General features: G+C 66.6%; 13 protein-coding genes. 5 read left to right on the top strand and 8 right to left on the bottom strand.

What is annotated here, in order from left to right:
• Nucleotides 1-41: 41 nt before the first annotated feature.
• The 3 genes from ACVOLJ_RS14300 to ACVOLJ_RS14310 form a co-directional block, all read right to left on the bottom strand.
• Nucleotides 42-2,072, bottom strand: a complete 2,031-nt coding sequence (locus tag ACVOLJ_RS14300; RefSeq protein WP_475281176.1) for an XVIPCD domain-containing protein — start codon at nucleotides 2,070-2,072, stop codon at nucleotides 42-44.
• 108 nt (nucleotides 2,073-2,180) lie between these two features.
• Nucleotides 2,181-2,951 (bottom strand): hypothetical protein, encoded by a 771-nt coding sequence (locus ACVOLJ_RS14305; protein WP_475281177.1) that lies wholly within the window; start codon nucleotides 2,949-2,951, stop codon nucleotides 2,181-2,183.
• A gap of 354 nt (nucleotides 2,952-3,305) precedes the next feature.
• The gene (locus ACVOLJ_RS14310) at nucleotides 3,306-3,944 is read right to left on the bottom strand and encodes a response regulator (RefSeq protein ID WP_475281178.1); all 639 of its coding nucleotides are present in this window, start codon (nucleotides 3,942-3,944) and stop codon (nucleotides 3,306-3,308) included.
• 75 nt (nucleotides 3,945-4,019) lie between these two features.
• Between ACVOLJ_RS14310 and ACVOLJ_RS14315 the strand changes: the two genes are divergently transcribed.
• Entirely contained in the window at nucleotides 4,020-7,622 is a 3,603-nt protein-coding gene (locus ACVOLJ_RS14315; RefSeq protein WP_481564420.1) for an ATP-binding protein, read from the top strand.
• Here ACVOLJ_RS14315 and ACVOLJ_RS14320 read toward each other — a convergent pair.
• Nucleotides 7,616-8,017 carry a c-type cytochrome gene (locus ACVOLJ_RS14320; protein WP_481564421.1) on the bottom strand — a complete coding sequence of 134 codons (402 nt, stop codon included), beginning with the start codon at nucleotides 8,015-8,017 and terminating at the stop codon, nucleotides 7,616-7,618. The two genes, ACVOLJ_RS14315 and ACVOLJ_RS14320, sit on opposite strands and share 7 nt — an antisense overlap.
• Before the next feature lie 65 nt (nucleotides 8,018-8,082).
• Nucleotides 8,083-9,759 (bottom strand): electron transfer flavoprotein-ubiquinone oxidoreductase, encoded by a 1,677-nt coding sequence (locus ACVOLJ_RS14325; protein WP_475281181.1) that lies wholly within the window; start codon nucleotides 9,757-9,759, stop codon nucleotides 8,083-8,085.
• A gap of 305 nt (nucleotides 9,760-10,064) precedes the next feature.
• Here ACVOLJ_RS14325 and ACVOLJ_RS14330 point away from each other — a divergent pair, with 305 nt between their 5' ends.
• Complete coding sequence (locus tag ACVOLJ_RS14330) at nucleotides 10,065-11,228, top strand: acyl-CoA dehydrogenase family protein (protein WP_475281182.1); 1,164 nt, start codon at nucleotides 10,065-10,067, stop codon at nucleotides 11,226-11,228.
• A gap of 151 nt (nucleotides 11,229-11,379) precedes the next feature.
• On the opposite strand, the gene ACVOLJ_RS14335 is transcribed toward ACVOLJ_RS14330, so the two are convergent.
• On the bottom strand, nucleotides 11,380-12,255 hold the full coding sequence (locus ACVOLJ_RS14335) for a LysR substrate-binding domain-containing protein (protein ID WP_475281183.1): 876 nt from the start codon (nucleotides 12,253-12,255) through the stop codon (nucleotides 11,380-11,382).
• A gap of 103 nt (nucleotides 12,256-12,358) precedes the next feature.
• Between ACVOLJ_RS14335 and ACVOLJ_RS14340 the strand changes: the two genes are divergently transcribed.
• Nucleotides 12,359-12,676: a carboxymuconolactone decarboxylase family protein gene (locus ACVOLJ_RS14340; RefSeq protein ID WP_475281184.1), complete on the top strand. Its 318-nt coding sequence runs from the start codon at nucleotides 12,359-12,361 to the stop codon at nucleotides 12,674-12,676.
• Between the two features lie 11 nt (nucleotides 12,677-12,687).
• A complete protein-coding gene (locus ACVOLJ_RS14345) occupies nucleotides 12,688-13,080 on the top strand; it encodes a tautomerase family protein (protein ID WP_475281185.1) in 393 nt (130 codons plus the stop codon).
• A gap of 139 nt (nucleotides 13,081-13,219) precedes the next feature.
• Here ACVOLJ_RS14345 and ACVOLJ_RS14350 read toward each other — a convergent pair whose 3' ends face one another.
• Nucleotides 13,220-13,699, bottom strand: coding sequence for a tRNA (cytidine(34)-2'-O)-methyltransferase (locus ACVOLJ_RS14350; protein WP_475281186.1), 480 nt, complete (start codon nucleotides 13,697-13,699; stop codon nucleotides 13,220-13,222).
• Nucleotides 13,700-13,769: 70 nt separating this feature from the next.
• Entirely contained in the window at nucleotides 13,770-14,246 is a 477-nt protein-coding gene (locus ACVOLJ_RS14355) for an XAC0231 family protein (RefSeq protein WP_475281187.1), read from the bottom strand.
• Nucleotides 14,247-14,650: 404 nt separating this feature from the next.
• Between ACVOLJ_RS14355 and ACVOLJ_RS14360 the strand changes: the two genes are divergently transcribed.
• Nucleotides 14,651-17,500, top strand: coding sequence for a M16 family metallopeptidase (locus ACVOLJ_RS14360; protein ID WP_481564422.1), 2,850 nt, complete (start codon nucleotides 14,651-14,653; stop codon nucleotides 17,498-17,500).
• Nucleotides 17,501-17,652 lie beyond the last annotated feature (152 nt).

Consider the following 17,652-nt stretch of genomic DNA (forward strand, 5'->3'; position numbering starts at 1 on the left):
GCGCGGCCCTTCCCTTCCTTCCCTTGCCTGACAGGGCGGGCTCAGTGACCCATGGCGCGTTGGGTCTGCTTCACCTGCTCCTGCTGGGCATCCTGCTGTTGTTGCAGCACGTTCGGGGCACCCTGCACCGCGCCGCTGCTGAGTGCCATGCTCTGCTCGCTGGCCGCGCGGGTTTCCACCGCGGCCCGGCAGGCGGCCGGGTCACCGGCGGTGCCCTGCACGGCGAACATGCGCTCGCCATTGGTGCTGGGCACCACCGAGTCGATGCGCTGCATGCCGCTGGCCTGTGCTTCCCGGGTCAGTGCCGCCGCAGCGCTTTCCAGCGCATGGCGATCCTTGAAGGTGCCGGCCGGCAGGCCTTCCATGCCCTTCACCGCCTGGTTGTACATCGGGTTCTGCGGGTGGCGCTCGTCGTTGAGCAGCGGACGCTCACGCGCGTCCTTGATCGCTTCCAGCGTCTTCGGGCCGATGATGCCGTCCACGGCCAGGCCATTGTCCTTCTGCAGCTGGCGCACGGCCGCCTCGGTGTTGCGACCGAACTTGCCGTCTTCGACCAGCGGCCTGCCATCGGCACCGGCATAGCCCAGGTGGCCCAGGTTTTCCTGTGCCCTGCGCACGCCGTCACTGTGTGCGCCCTGCTTGTAGATCTCGTTGCTGGCCTGCGCCTTTTCCGCGGCGGCCGGCTTCGGCTCGGCGGCGGACCGGCCCTGTGCCTGCTCGTGGTTCTGGCTGCGGTTTTCCAGCAGGTCGCGGGCCTGGTGCAGCGGGTCGGAGGCGAACAGCTTCCAGTTCGGGTGGTCCTTCACCTGCTTCAGATAGTCCTCCACCGGCATGGTGTGCACGCCCAGCTTGCCGGTGGACTGGCTGATCAGCAGCTTGTCGGTGTTGGGGTCGCGCACCACCATCACGATGTGGTCGATGCCGTTCCAGTGCTCGTGCTTGGTCTTGGCCGTATCCAGGCCGATGACCATGCCTTCCTTCAGCGCGCCCGGCACCAGGATGTCGTCGCGCTTGAGCAGCACGCCGGAGTCCTTGTAGGCGTCATGCACGATGCCGCCCGAACCGGCGAAGCCCAGCTTGATCTTGTCGGCATCGGCGAACACCGCGCGACCGGCCTTCTGGTTGATCTCGTCCTGGGTCTTGTTGAGCAGGGTGCCCACCCAGCCGGAGCAGTCGACATAGCCCTGGTCGACGTTCTTGCCGGTGATGCCGTTGCCACGGTAGTACTGGCTGGATTCGATGTTGATCGCGTACTTGACGTTGTCGTACTTCACGCCGGCGTTGTAGGCCGCATCCAGCGAAATGCCCGGAGCGTCCTGCTTGGCTGCGGCGGTTGCGGCGGTGGCCGCCACGGTCGCGGCACCGGCGGCAACGGCCGCCTGCGCGGCCGGTGTCACGGTCTGTGCCGGCGCTGCCTGCACCGGGGCCGGACGTGCCTGCGCTTCGGTGATCGGCGCGATGTTCTTTTCCGGAATGCTGATCGCGTCGTACTTGCGGTCGTAGTACTGGGCAAAGGTGCTGGCCAGGTCGCGATCGTTCATGGTGCGCATTTCCGCACGGGTATGCCCGGTCAGCGCTTCGACGTCACTGCCGATCTGACCCATGATGCGCGGGCGCATGTTGATCGGGTCGCCGTGGCCGTCGCGCACCACGCCGAAGGTGCCGGTGGCGATGGCGGTCTGCACCGAACCGTAGCCGGCAGCGCCCTGCTGGTGCGCCAGGTACAGGTCCAGGCCGGTGGGCTTGTCTTCGCCGGACAGGTACGGGTGCCCGGTACGTTCATGGCGCTTTTCCATGTCCGTCAGGTTGCGCTTGAACATCTCCGCGGCCGCTTCGGTGTTGCGGGTCGGATCGTACTCATGGCCGCTCAGGCCGTACTGGCGTGCCGACGACGGCAGGAACTGGAACAGGCCCTTGGCATCGGTCTTGTCGTTGTGCGCGCGCTCATCGAAGCGGCCACCGGTCTCGATGTGGGCAAAGCGCAGGAAATCCTCGCTCGGGATGCCCTTGCGCTGTGCGACCTGCTCGATGATGTCGAGAACTTCCTTTTTGCTGTAGTCACGTTGTGCCATGACATTTCCTCTGGGGTTGATGGAGCGGCCACGGGCCGCGATACGCCAACCGGACTCATCCGTGAGTCATCAACATGTCGGTCAACAGGTGCTGCGTAAACGAACGGGTTACTTCTGGACGTAGGCCTTGCCGGCTGCGTCGTAGGTGTAGTGCACGGCGTCACCGGCACCCAGCGCACGGGTCTGGCCCGGGCCGGAAATGGTGGTGCCCGACGGCGTGACATTGAGGATCGGCAGGTCGCTGCCGGCCCCGGCGCTGAAGGACAGCACACCGCGGCTGCTGACACATGGCATCACCTGGCCGTCGTCGCAGGCGGCCGAATTGTCTTCGCCGGTGATGACCGTGCCGAGGCTGCTCCAGACCTGCCCGTCCTCGGTTTTTTCATAGTCCGGGTTGAACATCAGCACGGTGTAGCCTTCCACGCTGGTCCCGGTGGAGAAGGTGCTGGTCGGCACCGCCAGTACCAGCTTGCCGGCCGGGGTGCGGTATTCCACGGGCTTGCGCTTGCTGTCGATCTCCGGCGCGGTGCCATACGCACCGACCGTGCCGATCGACCGCTCGGCACCCTTCAGCACCCAGGGACGGCCGGGCTTGTCGCCGGTCTGGGTGAAGGTGGCTTCGGTCAGGGTGACCTGGCTGTCGGGGCCGAGGTCGTCTTCGCCGGGCTTGCCGAATTTCTGCGGCGTGTTCCAGGCAAAGCCGGTGTAGTAGCGGGTGCCGGCCAGTTCGAAGGCATGGCCGAACCAGAAGGTGGCGACGCTGCCATTGGCTACTTCGTAGGAAACAGCGCCATCGCCATCAACGTCGTAGATGAAATACAGCACGCTGCCGGCATCGGGCGGCGTTGCGGCGGCGGCGGGCGTAGGGGAACTCTGCATCGGGGCAACATCCTGTCGTGGCGCGGGGGCGGCCGGTGATGACGCGGTCGAGGAGGAGGGGGTGCATGCGCTGGCAAGCAGCGAAACGAACAGGCAGGCGAACGTCGCACACAGGCGTGGGCGGGCGCGGGCCAATCGGGAATCGTGAAGGATCTTCAATGCACCTCTCCATGGATTGCGGGCGTCGGGCAGGAAGGCCAACGCAATAAACGCTCCCGCCACAGTGGGGGAAGCGTTGTGAGGGGCCGGTCGATTCCTTCGACCTCGCATGAGAAACCCATCAATGCCGATGATGGCACAAATGGGGAGGCCGAGCAAAGAGGGGAGGCGAAGGGGGCTGCCGGGGTGAAAGCGTCAGATCTTGCCGTCTCGCAGGTAGTCGAAAAGCTCCGCATCGCCCTTCAGGCCCAGCTTGAGCATGGCATCGCCCTTCTGCCGGCTGATGGTGCTGACGCTCTTGTGCAGCTGCAGCGAGATCTCCTTCACCGTCATGCCGGTGCCGAGCAGCCGCAGCACTTCCACCTCGCGTGGCGACAATGGCTTGCCGTCGCCCTCGCGCATGCGCCAGCTGCCGGCCTCCTCCACCCGCTCGCGCAGGCTGCGGCTGATGTAGGACTGGCCGCGGTAGACCGCCTGGATGGCCTGCGGCAGTTCGTCCATCGACGAACTCTTGTCGACCAGGCCCAGCACGCCGCTGTCGAGCACCATGCGCAGGATGGCAAGGTTGTTGGACACACTGAGCATCAGCACAGGCAGATCGGGATGGCGCCGCCGGATCATCCCGATCATGGCGAAGCCGTCGGCCTGCGGGCTGCCGGGCATCGAGTAGTCGGTGACCAGCAGGTCGCAGGGCTGGGTTGCCAGCAGGGTCATCAGGGCCTGGGCGCTGTCAGCCTCGCCGACGACTCTGCCAACGCCGCTGGACTCGATGACGGCGCGGGTACCGATGCGGACCACGGGGTGATCGTCTGCGATGATGATGCGCAAGGTCATGCTCTAGTATGGCCACCGGTACGCCGGACCGCGACCGTCGCGGCCCTTGGCAGGACTTCCAGGAGATCGTTGCAGATGCGCAGCTGGGCGGCTCGTGGACTGATCCTGTTGACCGCACTGCTGGCACTGCCGGTGCTGGCCCAGTCAATGCCGGGTCCGTTGCCGCTGAGCCCCCTGCAGCGCGAGTACCTGGCCGAACATCCTGTTGTCGTTGTTGGGCAGTATGACAGTGGCTGGCCTCCGTTTGAGTCGATCCGCGAGGGGACGCAGGTCGGTCTGGGTCCGGACTACCTGTCGCATCTTGCCCGCCAGCTTGGCTTGAAAGTGGAGGCGCGTCGCTATCCGGACTGGACTTCGGTACTGGATGCGGCATGCCGCGGTGAGATCGACGTGGTCATGAACATCGCGTTGAGTGCCGAGCGTACCCGATGCATGGTCTACACGGCCGCCTATGCAGAGGCGCCGCTGGCCATGGTCGGACGGCCGCAGGATCTGCGTGCCTCGGATATGCCTGACCTGGATGGCCTGCGGGTGGTGATCGAGCAGGACTTCATGACCGGACCGCAGGTGCGCGCGCGGTATCCACGTGCACGGCAACTTGTCGCAGACAACACGTTGACGGCCTTGCGCATGGTCAGAGACGACAAAGCCGATATCTTCATTGGCAATGCCTACGTTGCGACAGAGTTGATCGCACGCGAGCACCTCGACGGCGTGGTTCTGCTGCGACCCAGCGACCTGGCGCCCGAGCAGCTGCACTTCGGCGTACCCAACAGCAAGCAGCTGCTTTCCGAAGCGCTGGATCTGGCGCTTGCCGCCACCAGCCAGGCCCAGCGTGATGCACTGGTGCAGCGCTGGCTGCCGCCGCCGCGCTGGTCGGCGTCGGCCCAGCTGGCATTGAGCCAGGCCGAGAAGCGCGTGCTGCAGCAGCCATTGACGATCGGCTTTGCGCCCAATGCGGCCCCGCTGTCGTTTGCCGACGAGGACGGCAAGCCCAGTGGCCTGGCCAACGAGTACCTGCAACGCCTGCTGCAGGCCGGGGCCAATCTGCAGGTGGAAACCAGCCATGACTGGTACGAGGTGCGCGAGAAGGCGCGTCGCGGGCAGTTGCAGGCCGTGATCGGCATTCCGTCCGATTCGCACTATCTGGGGCCGGAATGGGTGTTCAGCCAGCCCTTCATCACCGTGCCCAACGTGATCGTCACCCGCAACGACAGTGCTTCGATGCTGGGCCTGTCCGACCTGCAGGGAAAGCGCGTTCTGCTGTCTGACCCGGAACGGCTGCGCGGCTACGTGCAGCAGCAGGCGCCACAGGCGAGGATCATCGCCGCGCGCAGCGCCGAACAGGCCCTGCAGCGGCTGGCCGACGGCGAGGCTGACGCCTACGTGGGCAATCTGGCCCTGGTGGACCAGCTGCTGCGCAGTCGTTTTCCCGGCCGCCTGCAGCTGGCCGCGCCGGCGGGGTTCAACGACCAGCTGGCACTGGCGGTGGAACGAAAGCATGCGGCCCTGGCCACCACCTTCGACCGCCTGCTGCTGCAGATGGGGGAGCGCAAGCGCGAGGCCCTGCGCGGCGACTGGCTGTCAGTGGAGTATCGCCATGGACCGGATTGGGGAACCCTGCTGCGCTGGGGAATTCCGCTGCTGCTGGTACTCGGTACCGGGCTGGTGATGCATGGCCTGGGGCATTGGCGGCTGCGTCGCGAAGTGGAGGGGCGGCGCGCGCTGGAGCAGCGCCTGGCCGAGGTCACCGACAACCTGCCTGCGATCGTCTACCAGGCGCGCCGCGAAGCGGACGGCACGTTGAGCTTTCCCTTCATTGCCGGTGATGTGCAGGCGATGTTCGGGATCAGCCGCCAGCAGGCCGAGAGCGATGGGCAGGCGCTGCTGGCGTGCATCGATGCCGATGATCGCGAGCAGGTGCTGCTGGCCATGGAACAGGCCGCGCGCAATTTCGCGCCGCTGGCATTCGAGTTCCGCATCCATCGTGACGGTGACACGCCCTGCTGGGTACGCAGCCAGGCGCACCCGTACGCCACCGAAGCCGGGGCGGTGACATGGAGCGGCTACTGGGTGGATGTGAGCCAGGCGCGGGCGCAGGCCGACGCACTGGCCGCTGCCATGGCCGAGGCCGAACAGGCTGCGGCGGCCAAATCGCGGTTCCTGGCCACGATGAGTCATGAGATCCGTACGCCGATGAGTGGTGTGCTGGGCATGCTGGAGGTACTGGCGCATTCGCCGCTGGATGCCGAACAGCAGCGCATTCTTGGCGTGATCGAAGATTCGGCGCAGATGCTGCGGCAGATCCTTGATGACATCCTCGACTATTCGCGCATGGAGGCCGGCGCGCTGCGCCTGGAGCCGGTGCCGCTGCCGGTGCGGCCGCTGCTGGAGGGCGTGCATCGATTGCTGCTGCCGCAGGCCGCGGCGCGCGGACTGGACCTGCAGCTGCAGATAGACCCGCAGCTGGCCCAGGCCCACGAGGTGGACGGTGTGCGTCTGCGCCAGATCGTGTTCAACCTGCTCAGCAATGCGATCAAGTTCACCCTGAAAGGCTCGGTACGGCTGCGGCTGGAGGTGCTGGGCGCCACCGCCGAGGATGGCAGCCAGCCACTGCGCCTGAGCGTCACCGACACCGGCATCGGCATTGCCCCGGAACAGCTGCCGACGCTGTTTGAACCCTTCACCCAGGCCGGCGCCTACATCCAGCGTGACCATGGCGGTACCGGGCTTGGCCTGAGCATCTGCCGGCGCCTGGTGCAGAAGATGGATGGCGAGCTGAAGCTGGAGAGCACCCTCGGCGAAGGCACCCGGGTGGAGGTGCTGCTGTCGCTGGTGGAGGCCCGCAGCGAAGATGTGGTTGCGCTGCAGGCCGAGCAGGAACAGACCGCGCTGCTGCCGCCGGATCTGCGCCAGCGGCGGGTGATGGTCATTGAAGATCACCCCACCAACCAGGCGATGATGGCCTGGCGTCTGCAGCAGCTGGGTATTCCCCACGTGCTGCTGGATGATGGTCAACAGGCATTGGATCGGTTGGCGCAGGAGAGCGTGGATCTGGTCATCACCGATTGCCGCATGCCGGTGCTCGATGGCTTTGGTTTCACCCGCCTGCTGCGCGAGCGCGAGGGGCGCAACGGCCAGCCACGGCTGCCGGTGCTGGCATTGACCGCCAGCGTGCTTGACGACGACGCTCGCCGTTGCCGCGAAGCCGGCATGGACGATGTGCTGGCCAAGCCGTTGTCATTGGATTCGCTGCGGCAGGCCCTGCTGCGCTGGTTGCCGCGTGCCGAAGGCATAGTGCTTGGGCAGGTGGCCGGAGGCAGTGACGATATGGCCGATGCCGGCGATGTACTGCCTGACCTGGCGATGCTGCAGCGGCGGTTCGGGTCGCGCGACATCGCCGTCCAGCTGCGCGACAGCCTGTTGAAGGCCAGCGACGAAGACATCGCGGTGCTGCAGCGCGCGCTGCAGGCGGGCGACCGGGCGACGGCGGCACTGCACCTGCATCGGCAGGCGGGCGCGCTGGGTGCGGTGGGCGCACGCGGCCTGGCCGATCGCGCGAACGCATTGGTCGAGCGCCTGCAGGCGGCGGAGCCGGCAGAAGACCGGCAGGTGCTGGACGCAGCTTCGGCCTTCGTGGCCCAGCTGCAGCAGCAGCTGCAGCGCCTGGCTCACTGAGCAGCGTGTTCCTGCAGGTAAGCGATCACCAGCGCGCGTCGTTCGGCGCTGGGGAACGCGTTGTACATGCGCGTGCCGGGCACCAGATGGGTCGGCGACTGCAGGAAGGTATCCAGGGTCTGTGCGGTCCACACGATATCGGCGCGGCACATGCCTTGCGAATACCCATAATCGGGCAGGCTGCCAGCGCGACGTCCGATCACCCCGTGCAGATTGGGGCCAAATCGATGGATGCCACCGGCCTTCACCGTATGGCAGCCGGCGCACAGCTCGAACGCGCGCTGCATCGCCTGTTCGCGCAACTGCTCGGGCGTGGCGGGTACCGCCGGCGTGCGCTGGCACGCACTGGTCGCCAGCAGCAGGGCAACGGCAGGAAGCAGAAGAAGGGCACGCATGCGCGGCAGGATAGCGGGCGGGGCGGGCAGCAGGGCTGCGACGCGCGGTCGCAGCCCCTGCCGGGTCACATGCCCGAGTAGTTCGGGCCGCCACCGCCCTGCGGTGTCACCCAGACGATGTTCTGGGTGGGGTCCTTGATGTCGCAGGTCTTGCAGTGCACGCAGTTCTGCGCATTGATCTGCAGGCGCGCGTCGTTGCCGTCGCCGACAAACTCGTACACGCCTGCCGGGCAGTAACGCGCTTCCGGGCCGGCGTACTCGGCCAGGTTCACCTTCACCGGGATGCTCGCATCCTTCAGCGTCAGGTGGCTGGGCTGGTCTTCGGCGTGGTTGGTGCTGCTGAGGAACACCGAGCTGAGGCGATCGAAGGTCAGCACGCCATCGGGCTTGGGGTAGGCGATGCGGGTGTGCTGCGACGCCGGTTCCAGGCAGGCATGGTCGGGAATGCTGTGGCGCAGGGTCCACGGCGGGTTGCGCACGCCCAGCTTCGGCAGCAGCCACTGCTCGATGCCGGTCATCAGCGTGGCCACGGTCTGGCCCTTCTTGAACCACTGCTTGAAGTTCTTCGACAGCTTGAGTTCGTCGTGCAGCCAGCTGGCTTCGAAGGCCTGAGGGTAGGCGCTCAGTTCGTCGTGCTGGCGATCGGCGGCCAGCGCGTCGAAGGCGGCATCGGCGCACAGCATGCCGGTCTTGATCGCGGCATGGCTGCCCTTGATGCGGCTGACGTTGAGGTAGCCGGCCTCGCAGCCGACCAGCGCGCCACCGGGGAACACCGTCTTCGGCAGCGACATCAGGCCGCCGGCGGTGATCGCGCGCGCGCCGTAGCCGATGCGGGTGCCGCCTTCCAGATGCTTGCGGATGGACGGGTGGGTCTTGAAGCGCTGGAACTCTTCGAACGGGCTCAGCCACGGGTTCCTGTAGTCCAGGCCGACCACGTAGCCGATGGCGACCTTGCCGCCGTCGGCGTGGTAGAGGAACGCGCCGCCGTAGGTGTCGCTGTCCAGCGGCCAGCCGGCGGCGTGCACGACCAGGCCCGGCTCATGCTTGGCCGGATCGATCTGCCACAGTTCCTTGATGCCGATGCCGTAGGCCTGCGGGTCCTTGCCCTCATCCAGCTTGAAACGGCTGATCAGCTGGCGGCCGAGATGCCCGCGCGCGCCTTCGGCGAACACGGTGTACTTCGCCTGCAGGGCCATGCCGCGTTCAAACGCGGGGCCGCGCGTGCCGTCCTTCTCGATACCCATGTCGCCGGTGGCTACGCCGATCACCGCGCCTTCGTCGCCATACAGCACTTCGGCGGCGGCGAAGCCGGGGAAGATCGCCACTTCCAGCGCTTCGGCCTGCTGCGCCAGCCAGCGGGTGACCTCACCCAGGCTGATGATGTAGTTGCCTTCGTTGTGGAAGCACTCCGGCAGCAGGGCGTGCGGCGTGGCGCGCGCACCGGTCTCGCTGAGGAACAGGAATTCGTCGCGGGTGACCTTCTGCTTCAGCGGTGCGCCGCGCTCGGCCCAGTCCGGGAACAGCTCGGTCAGCGCGCGCGGGTCCATCACCGCACCGGACAGCACGTGCGCGCCGGGTTCGGAGCCCTTTTCCAGCACGCACACCGACAGTTCGCGACCGGCTTCGATCGCACGCTGGCGCAGGCGGATCGCGGTGGCCAGGCCGGCCGGACCGGCACCGACAATCACCACATCGAATTCCATTACTTCACGCGGGGGCAGGGCGTTGGCTTCAGCACTCATCGATTGCATGACTCGTGGGTAGTGCCGGCATCGGGGCCACCGGCGGTTGCCTGGGAATCGCGCGTGCGGCCACGGCGAAACGGTTGTTTGAATGTTGTCAGGGTACCGGGCCGCGCGTGATCGAGCTAGATCGCCGATGTTCACGCGATGATTGCTGCAGTGCAGCGTAATGCGCGTGGTCGGGGAGCTGCCAACCCTGGTTGGCGCTCGCCTAGACATCCGCGCCGACCAGGGTCGGCTTCCACCGGCACACCAACCCATCGGGATGACCGACAATGGCGCAGTCCCAACTGCATGTGAGTGCCATGGCTCTGGATCCGTACGACCTGTTCGATGTCCGTTCCCTGCTCAGCGAGGAAGAGCGCGCGGTGCAGGAAAGCGTGGCCCGCTTCACCAACGAGCGCGTGCTGCCGATCATCGGCGATGCCTTCGACCAGGCGCGGTTTCCCGAGGAGCTGGTGCCGGAGATTGCCGCGCTGGGCCTGCTCGGTGCCACGCTGCCCGGCGAATACGGCGGTGGCGACCTCGGCGCGGTCAGCTACGGGCTGATCTGCCAGGAGCTGGAACGCGGCGATTCGGGCCTGCGCAGCTTCGTGTCGGTGCAGAGTTCGCTGTGCATGTACCCGATCTACGCCTACGGCAGCGAGGAACAGCGCCGGCAATGGCTGCCGGCGATGGCGCGCGGTGAGCTGATCGGTTGTTTCGGCCTGACCGAAGCACACGGTGGCTCCGACCCGGCCAGCATGAAGACCCGTGCGGTGCGCGACGGCGACGACTGGCGCATCAACGGCAGCAAGATGTGGATCACCAGCGGCCCGGTGGCCGACCTGGCCATCGTCTGGGCACAGACCGAGGACGGCATCCAGGGCTTCGTGCTGGAAAAGGGCATGCCGGGGTTCACCACGCAGGAGATCAAGCACAAGATGAGCCTGCGCGCGTCGCTGACCGGCGCGCTGTTCTTCGATGACGTGCGCGTGCCCGACAGCCATCGCCTGCCCAACGTGAAGGGCCTGAAGGGGCCGCTGGGATGCCTGACCCAGGCCCGTTTCGGCATCAGCTGGGGCCCGATCGGCTCGGCCATTGCCTGCCTGGACGAAGCGCTGGGCTACGCCAAGGAGCGCGTGTTGTTCGGCCGCCCGCTGGCCGCGACCCAGAGCGCGCAGATCAAGCTGGCCGAGATGGCCCGCCGCATCACCATGGCGCAGCTGCTGGCGTTGCAGCTGGGGCGCCTGAAGGAAGCCGGCCAGCTGCAGCCGCAGCAGGTCAGCCTGGCCAAGTGGAACAACTGCCGCATGGCGATCGATATCGCCCGCGAGTGCCGCGATCTGCTGGGCGGCGCCGGCATCACCACCGAGCACGTGGCGATCCGGCATGCGCTGAACCTGGAATCGGTGATCACCTATGAAGGCACCGAGACCGTGCACCAGCTGGTGATCGGCCGTGAGCTGACAGGCATCAGCGCGTTCTGACAGCTATCCACGCATGGCGTGGACCTGCCGGCATGGCGGTAGGCGCCAACCTTGGTTGGCGCTCCCGTGCCGACCAAGGTTGGCGCCTACCAGGCGATCATCGACGGGTGGCGTGGATCCACGAGCACAGGGCGCGTAGATCTACCTGTGGTCAGGCGGTTCGAGCCATCCCTGGCAGCGACGTCTGCACGGCGTTTTCGATGATGGCTGCGAGCTGCTGCACGGCGGTGTCGGGGTGTGCCTGGTTCCAGCACAGCAGCAGATTGATCGCCGGCAATGCCGGCAGATCCTGGCGGATCCGCAGGTGGTCCGGCACTCCGGCAGTGGTTCGCACGGTAACCCCAAGCCCGGCAGCCACCGCTGCCCAGACCGCTGCCAGGCTGCTGCTCGAGAAGCTTTCCCGCCAGGCAAGACCGGCATGGTCGAGGGCGTCGCAGGCGCGTTGGCGCATCAGGCACGGGGCTTCAAGCGTGGCCAGGGACACCGCTCCGCCAGCGGGGGCCGGTTCGGCGCTGCCGATCCAGTGCAGCGGCAGGCGGCACAGGTGTTGGGAATAGGGCCAGCCATGGTCATCGTCCCAGACCAATGCCAGATCCAGCATGTCGCGGGCCAATGCCTCCATCAAGGTTGCCGTGCGACAGACCCGCGCATCGATGCGCAGTTGTGGGTGCGCCTGAGCAAAGCGCGACAGGATGCCCGGCAGCAACGATGCACCGAAATCCTCGGCGAGTCCGACCCGGATGGCGCCCTGCAGCGGCGCGCCGCGCACCGCGTGGATGGCTTCGTCGTTCAAGTCCAGCAGTCGACGCGCATAGCTGAGCAGGGCTTCTCCCTGCGCGGTGGGTGTCAGGCCGCGGCCGGTCTTCTCCAGCAGTGGCGTGCCGATCTGCGCCTGCAATCGCTTGAGCTGGGCGCTGATGGCCGAAGTGGAGAGATGCAACTGCTGTGCGGCCAGAGCGAAGCTGCCCAGCTCCACGCCGGTCACGAAGCTGCGCAGGACGTCCAGATCCAGATGTAAACGAGACATGCTGCGAATGTCCACATATAGGGGATCGACACTCAATATTATTCCAATTTATTGGAACGATAGTGACTGCTAGGGTGGCCGTTCTTTCTCATCGGCCGGCCCCATGCAAGACACATCCACTACGCTCCGGACCCTGTCCGATGTGGTTCCCAAGCTGGTCGATCTGACCGAACAGGTGCTGTTTGCCGATGTCTGGCAACGACCGGGCCTGTCCCCGCGCGAACGGAGCCTGGTGACCGTCGCCGCACTGGTGGCGCTGTACCGCCCCGAACAGCTGCCGGGGCATCTGCGGCGTGCCGTCGGCAATGGTCTCGACCGCGGCGCTCTGGCCGAGGTCATCACCCACCTCGCGTTCTATGTGGGCTGGCCGGCGGCGTTCTCGGCCGCGACCGCGCTCGCCGCGCTCGAACCTTCCCCCTGAGGAGCATCTCCATGCCGTACGCACGCATCAGCCTGCACAAGGGCCGTTCCCGTGATTGGCTGGCCGCGTTCTCGCGCAGCCTGCAGCAGTCCCTGGAAGAGGCATTCGATGTTCCGCCGCGTGATTGCTTCCAGGTGTTCCATCAATGCGATCCAGGCGAACTGGTATTCGACCCGGATTACGCGGGTGGACCGCGCAGCGATGGGTTCGTGCTGATCCACCTCACCGCCGGGCGTGTCCGCAGTGCGGCGCGCAAGCAGGCGTTCTACGCACGGCTGGTGCAGCGATTGGCGGCCAGTCCCGGCATACGCGCGGAGGACGTGATGATCGTCATTGGAACCACGGGCGAGGAGGACTGGTCGTTCTCGCAGGGGCGCGCGCAGCTGCTGGAGGCGGTGGACTGACCGGCTTCGAGGATGCGCGCGAAAGCATCCACGCATGGCGTGGATCTACCGGGATGGCGGTAGTCGTCACCCTTGGCTGGCGCTCCCGTGTCGACCAGGGTCGACATCTGCCAGACGATCATCCACGCATGGCGTGGATCTACTGGCCGCCGGCAAACCCGTGCTGGCGCCACGCCTCGTACATCACCACGGCAACCGTGTTGGAAAGATTGAGGCTGCGGTTGTCCGGCCGCATCGGCAGGCGCAGGCGGTGCCCATCGGGCAGCGCATCGAGCACGTCCTGCGGCAGGCCGCGGCTTTCCGGGCCGAACAGGAACGCATCGCCATCTTCGAACGCCACGCTGTCATAGCGGACGCTGGCACGCGTACTCAGGGCAAACAATCGTTGTGGTGCGATACGCGCGAGCGCCGTGTCCAGGTCCGGATGCACCTGCAGGCGTGAGTACTCGTGGTAGTCCAGGCCGGCGCGCTTGAGCTGCTTGTCTTCCAGTGCGAAGCCAAGCGGCTCGACCAGGTGCAGCTGCGCGCCGGTGTTGGCACAGAGCCGGATCACATTGCCCGTGTTGGGCGGGATTTCCGGTTGGAACAGGATCACGTGGAACTGGGGCGCGGCATTCATCGGCGCAGTGTACCTGCGACGGCTGCCGCCTTTACGACGCGCGCCCTGCGCAAGGCAGGGCGAACGTCGCTTACGGGCGCAGCAGGACCTGGGCGGTTTCGGCGGCGAAGGCCTGCAGCTGGGCCGAACTCGGACGGACCTGCAGGGCCGGCAGGTTGACGATCACCTGGTTGGCCACGCTGGTGGCGGCGGCGGCCAGGGTGGCGGCATAACGCTGTGCTTCCAGTTCGGCGGCCAGTGCGACGCGCTGTTCCAGGCTGGGACGCACTTCCACCGATGCCAGGGTGGTGATGGGCAGCGCGGCAGCGACCGGGGCAGCGGCCAGGCCAGTGCGTTCGACCAGCAGCTCGGCGCCGGGGCGCACTTCAACCGTGGCCAGGGTCGGGATGCCGCTGGCCTGTTCCCAGGCCTGCTGGGCCAGCTGGTCGGCGGCCGGGCGGACCTGCACCGAGGACAGGGTCTTGATGGATTCGGAGGCCTGCACCGACGAAACAACCGCGGTGCCGGCGATCAGGGCGATGGCGATGGCAATGGTCTTGGCGTTCATGACGGGGCCTGTTTAGTGTTGGTGAGCGGTGGTGTGGTAGTAAGGTAGTACACCGAATCTGGGCATGCAAGGAGAATTTTCAATTTCCTGCTTGTGTTCAGTCTCCAGTCATATTTCGTCTGAAGCCCTTCCTGGCGCAGGAAGTACAAAGCAATCCCCGTGCCAACTTTTAATCGTTGATTTGAAAGGGTTTTTTGGAGGTGTCGAAGTGTCCGCAGGGCGGACACCTGTCCATTCGATGGACCGCGGACACTGTCCGGACGCGGATTGGCGGTGTACGTGACCGAGGTGGGCAGGCCGTGGAGGGCCCTGTGCGCAATCACCCCCAGTGACTGGTGGCCGATACCCGAGGCCGCAGCCGCACGCTAGGATCGGCCTTCATCTACGTGACCAAGGATCCGGATATGTCTCTTGCCCTGCGCCCGCGCGCTGCGCTGCTCGCCGTCGCCCTCAGTACCGCCCTCGGCACGCTTGCGCCGACCCATGCGCTGGCGGCCAAGCCGGCGGCAGCCAGCAAGGTCGATATCCCCTTCGAGCAGTTCACCCTGCCCAACGGCCTGCGCGTGGTGGTGCACACCGACCGCAAGGCGCCGATCGTGGCGGTCAACATCTGGTACCACGTCGGCAGCAAGGACGAACCCGCTGGCCGCACCGGCTTTGCCCATCTGTTTGAACACCTGATGTTCCAGAGCAGCGAGAACCACGACGGCGAATACTTCGAGCCCTTCAAGCAGGTGGGTGCGACCGGCCAGAACGGCACCACCAATACCGACCGCACCAACTACTTCGAGAATGTGCCGACCACCGCGCTGGACATGGCGCTGTGGATGGAATCGGATCGCATGGGCCACCTGGTGGGCGCGATCGACCAGGCAGCGCTGGACGAACAGCGCGGCGTGGTGCAGAACGAAAAGCGCCAGGGCGAGAACCAGCCCTATGGCCAGGTGTGGGAGCAGTTGAACCGCGCGCTGTATCCGGTAGGCCACCCGTACCACCACAGCGTCATCGGCTCGATGAACGATCTCAACGCGGCCTCGCTGGATGACGTCAAGACCTGGTTCCGCACCTGGTACGGCCCGAACAATGCGGTGCTGGTGCTGGCGGGCGACATCGACCTGGCCACGGCAAAGGAAAAGGCAGCCAAGTACTTCGGCAGCATCCCGGCCGGCCCCAGCATGGCGCAGCCCAAGGTGGACGTGGCCAAGCGGGCGGCCGACAGCCGCGAAGTGATGACCGACAAGGTGCCGCAGGCCCGCATCTACCGCGCCTGGAACGTGGCCCAGGTTGGCACCACCGACATCGACCAGCTGCAGCTGCTGGGCCAGGTGCTGGGCGGCGCGAAGTCCTCGCGCCTGAGCCAGCGCCTGCAGCACCAGGACAAGCTGGTGGACAACATCAGCGCCGGTGCCTATGCCTCGCAGCTGGGCTCCAACTTCATGGTGATGGCCACGGTGAAGCAGGGCCAGGACCCGGCCAAGGTGGAGAAGATCATCGATGAGGAAATCGAGCGCCTGCTGAAGGATGGCCCGACCGCCGATGAACTGGCGCGTGCCAAGACCGGCTTCCGTGCCGGCTTCATCCGTGGCATCGAGCGCATCGGTGGTTTCGGGGGCAAGGCCGACGCGCTTGCCGAATGCACGGTCTACACCGGTGACCCGGGTTGCTTCCGTACCTCGCTGGCCAACATCGACAAAGCCACCGCCGCCGATCTGCGCCGGGTGGGCGCGCAGTGGCTGGACAAGGGCAGCCACACCCTGGTGGTCGAGCCGGGTGAGCGCGTGGCGCTGAAGGAAGATCCCTCGCAGGCACCGAAGCCGTTCAACGTGCCTGCCGTGGACAGCCGCTACAGCACCCTGCCCGAGCAGGTCGACCGCAAGGCCGGCGTGCCGCAGACCCGTGAGTTCCCGCAGCTGAAGTTCCCGGCGCTGCAGCGGGCCACGCTGAAGAACGGCACCCAGGTGGTGCTGGCCGAGCGCCATGAGATTCCGGTGGTGCAGTTCAGCTACCAGTTCCCGGGTGGCTTCACCGCCGACCAGGGCCGCAAGCCGGGCACGGCCAACTTCACCATGAACCTGATGACCGAAGGTGCCGGCAAGCTGGGTTCGCTGGCCTTCGCCGATGCCGCCGATGCGCTGGGTGCGAACCTGGATGCGTCGGCGGGGCTGGATTCGGTGGAAGTGGAGCTGTCCGCGCTGAAGGAAAACCTGGCACCGTCGCTGGCGCTGTACGCCAGCCTGCTGCGCGAGCCGCGCTTTGAACAGAGCGAGATCGACCGCGTGAAGGCAACCTGGATCGCCGGCATCCAGCAGGAAAAGGTCAACCCGAATGCGGTGGCGATGCGCGTGCTGCCGCCGCTGCTGTATGGCAAGGGCCACCCGTATGCGATCCCGTTCACCGGTAGTGGTGATGAAGCGGCGATCACCAGCCTGGGCCGCGAGGACCTGGTCGACTTCCATCGCGACTGGCTGCGTCCGCAGGACGGCACCCTGATCGTGGTGGGCGATACCACCCTGGCCGAGATCGTGCCGCTGCTGGACAAGCAGCTGGGCGACTGGAAGGCCAGCGGTGACGCGCCGGCGGTCAAGGCGACCACTGCGGTGGCGCTGCCGAAGAGCCCGCGCGTGTTCCTGATCGACCAGCCGGGCGCGGTGCAGGCCAACCTGTTCGCCGGCCAGGTGGTGCCGCCGTCCAGCGACGCCAGCTCGACCCGCTTCGACATCGCCAACGGCGTGATTGGTGGCGACTTCACTTCGCGGCTGAACATGAACCTGCGCGAGGACAAGCACTGGTCCTACGGTGCCCGCACCAGCGCCAGCAACACCGTGGGCCAGCGCCCGTGGATGGCGATGGCGCCGGTGCAGATCGACAAGACCGGCCCGGCGATGGCGGAAATGCGCAAGGAGATTGCCGAGTTCGCCAATGGCAGCACGCCGGCCACCGACGCTGAAGTGGCACGCATCCGCAACATCCAGACCCTCAGCCTGCCCGGTGCCTACGAGACCGCGGCGGCGGTGGCTTCGACCATCGGCAACATCGTGCAGTTCAAGCGACCGGACGATTACGTGCTGCGCCGCAAGGCTGAAATCGAGGCGATGACCCCGGCCCAGGTGCAGCAGGCGGCCGCCGAGATCAAGCCGCAGGCGCTGACCTGGGTGGTGGTGGGTGACCTCAAGCAGACCGAAGCGGCGGTGCGTGCGCTGAATCTGGGCGAGGTGACGGTGATCGATGCCGAAGGCAACCCGGTCAAGAAGTAAGGCAATACACCGGCCCGCCTCCCGGCGGGCCGGCTGCCGGAGGGTAGCGGCGCGCGCCCCCCCCCGCCCCCCCACCCCCGGCCGACCCACAACAACAAAAAACCCCCCCCCAGCACCCGCCCCAACCCCCCCCCCCCCCCCCCACACCAACA

The organism is Stenotrophomonas sp. STEN046 (assembly GCF_056759755.1).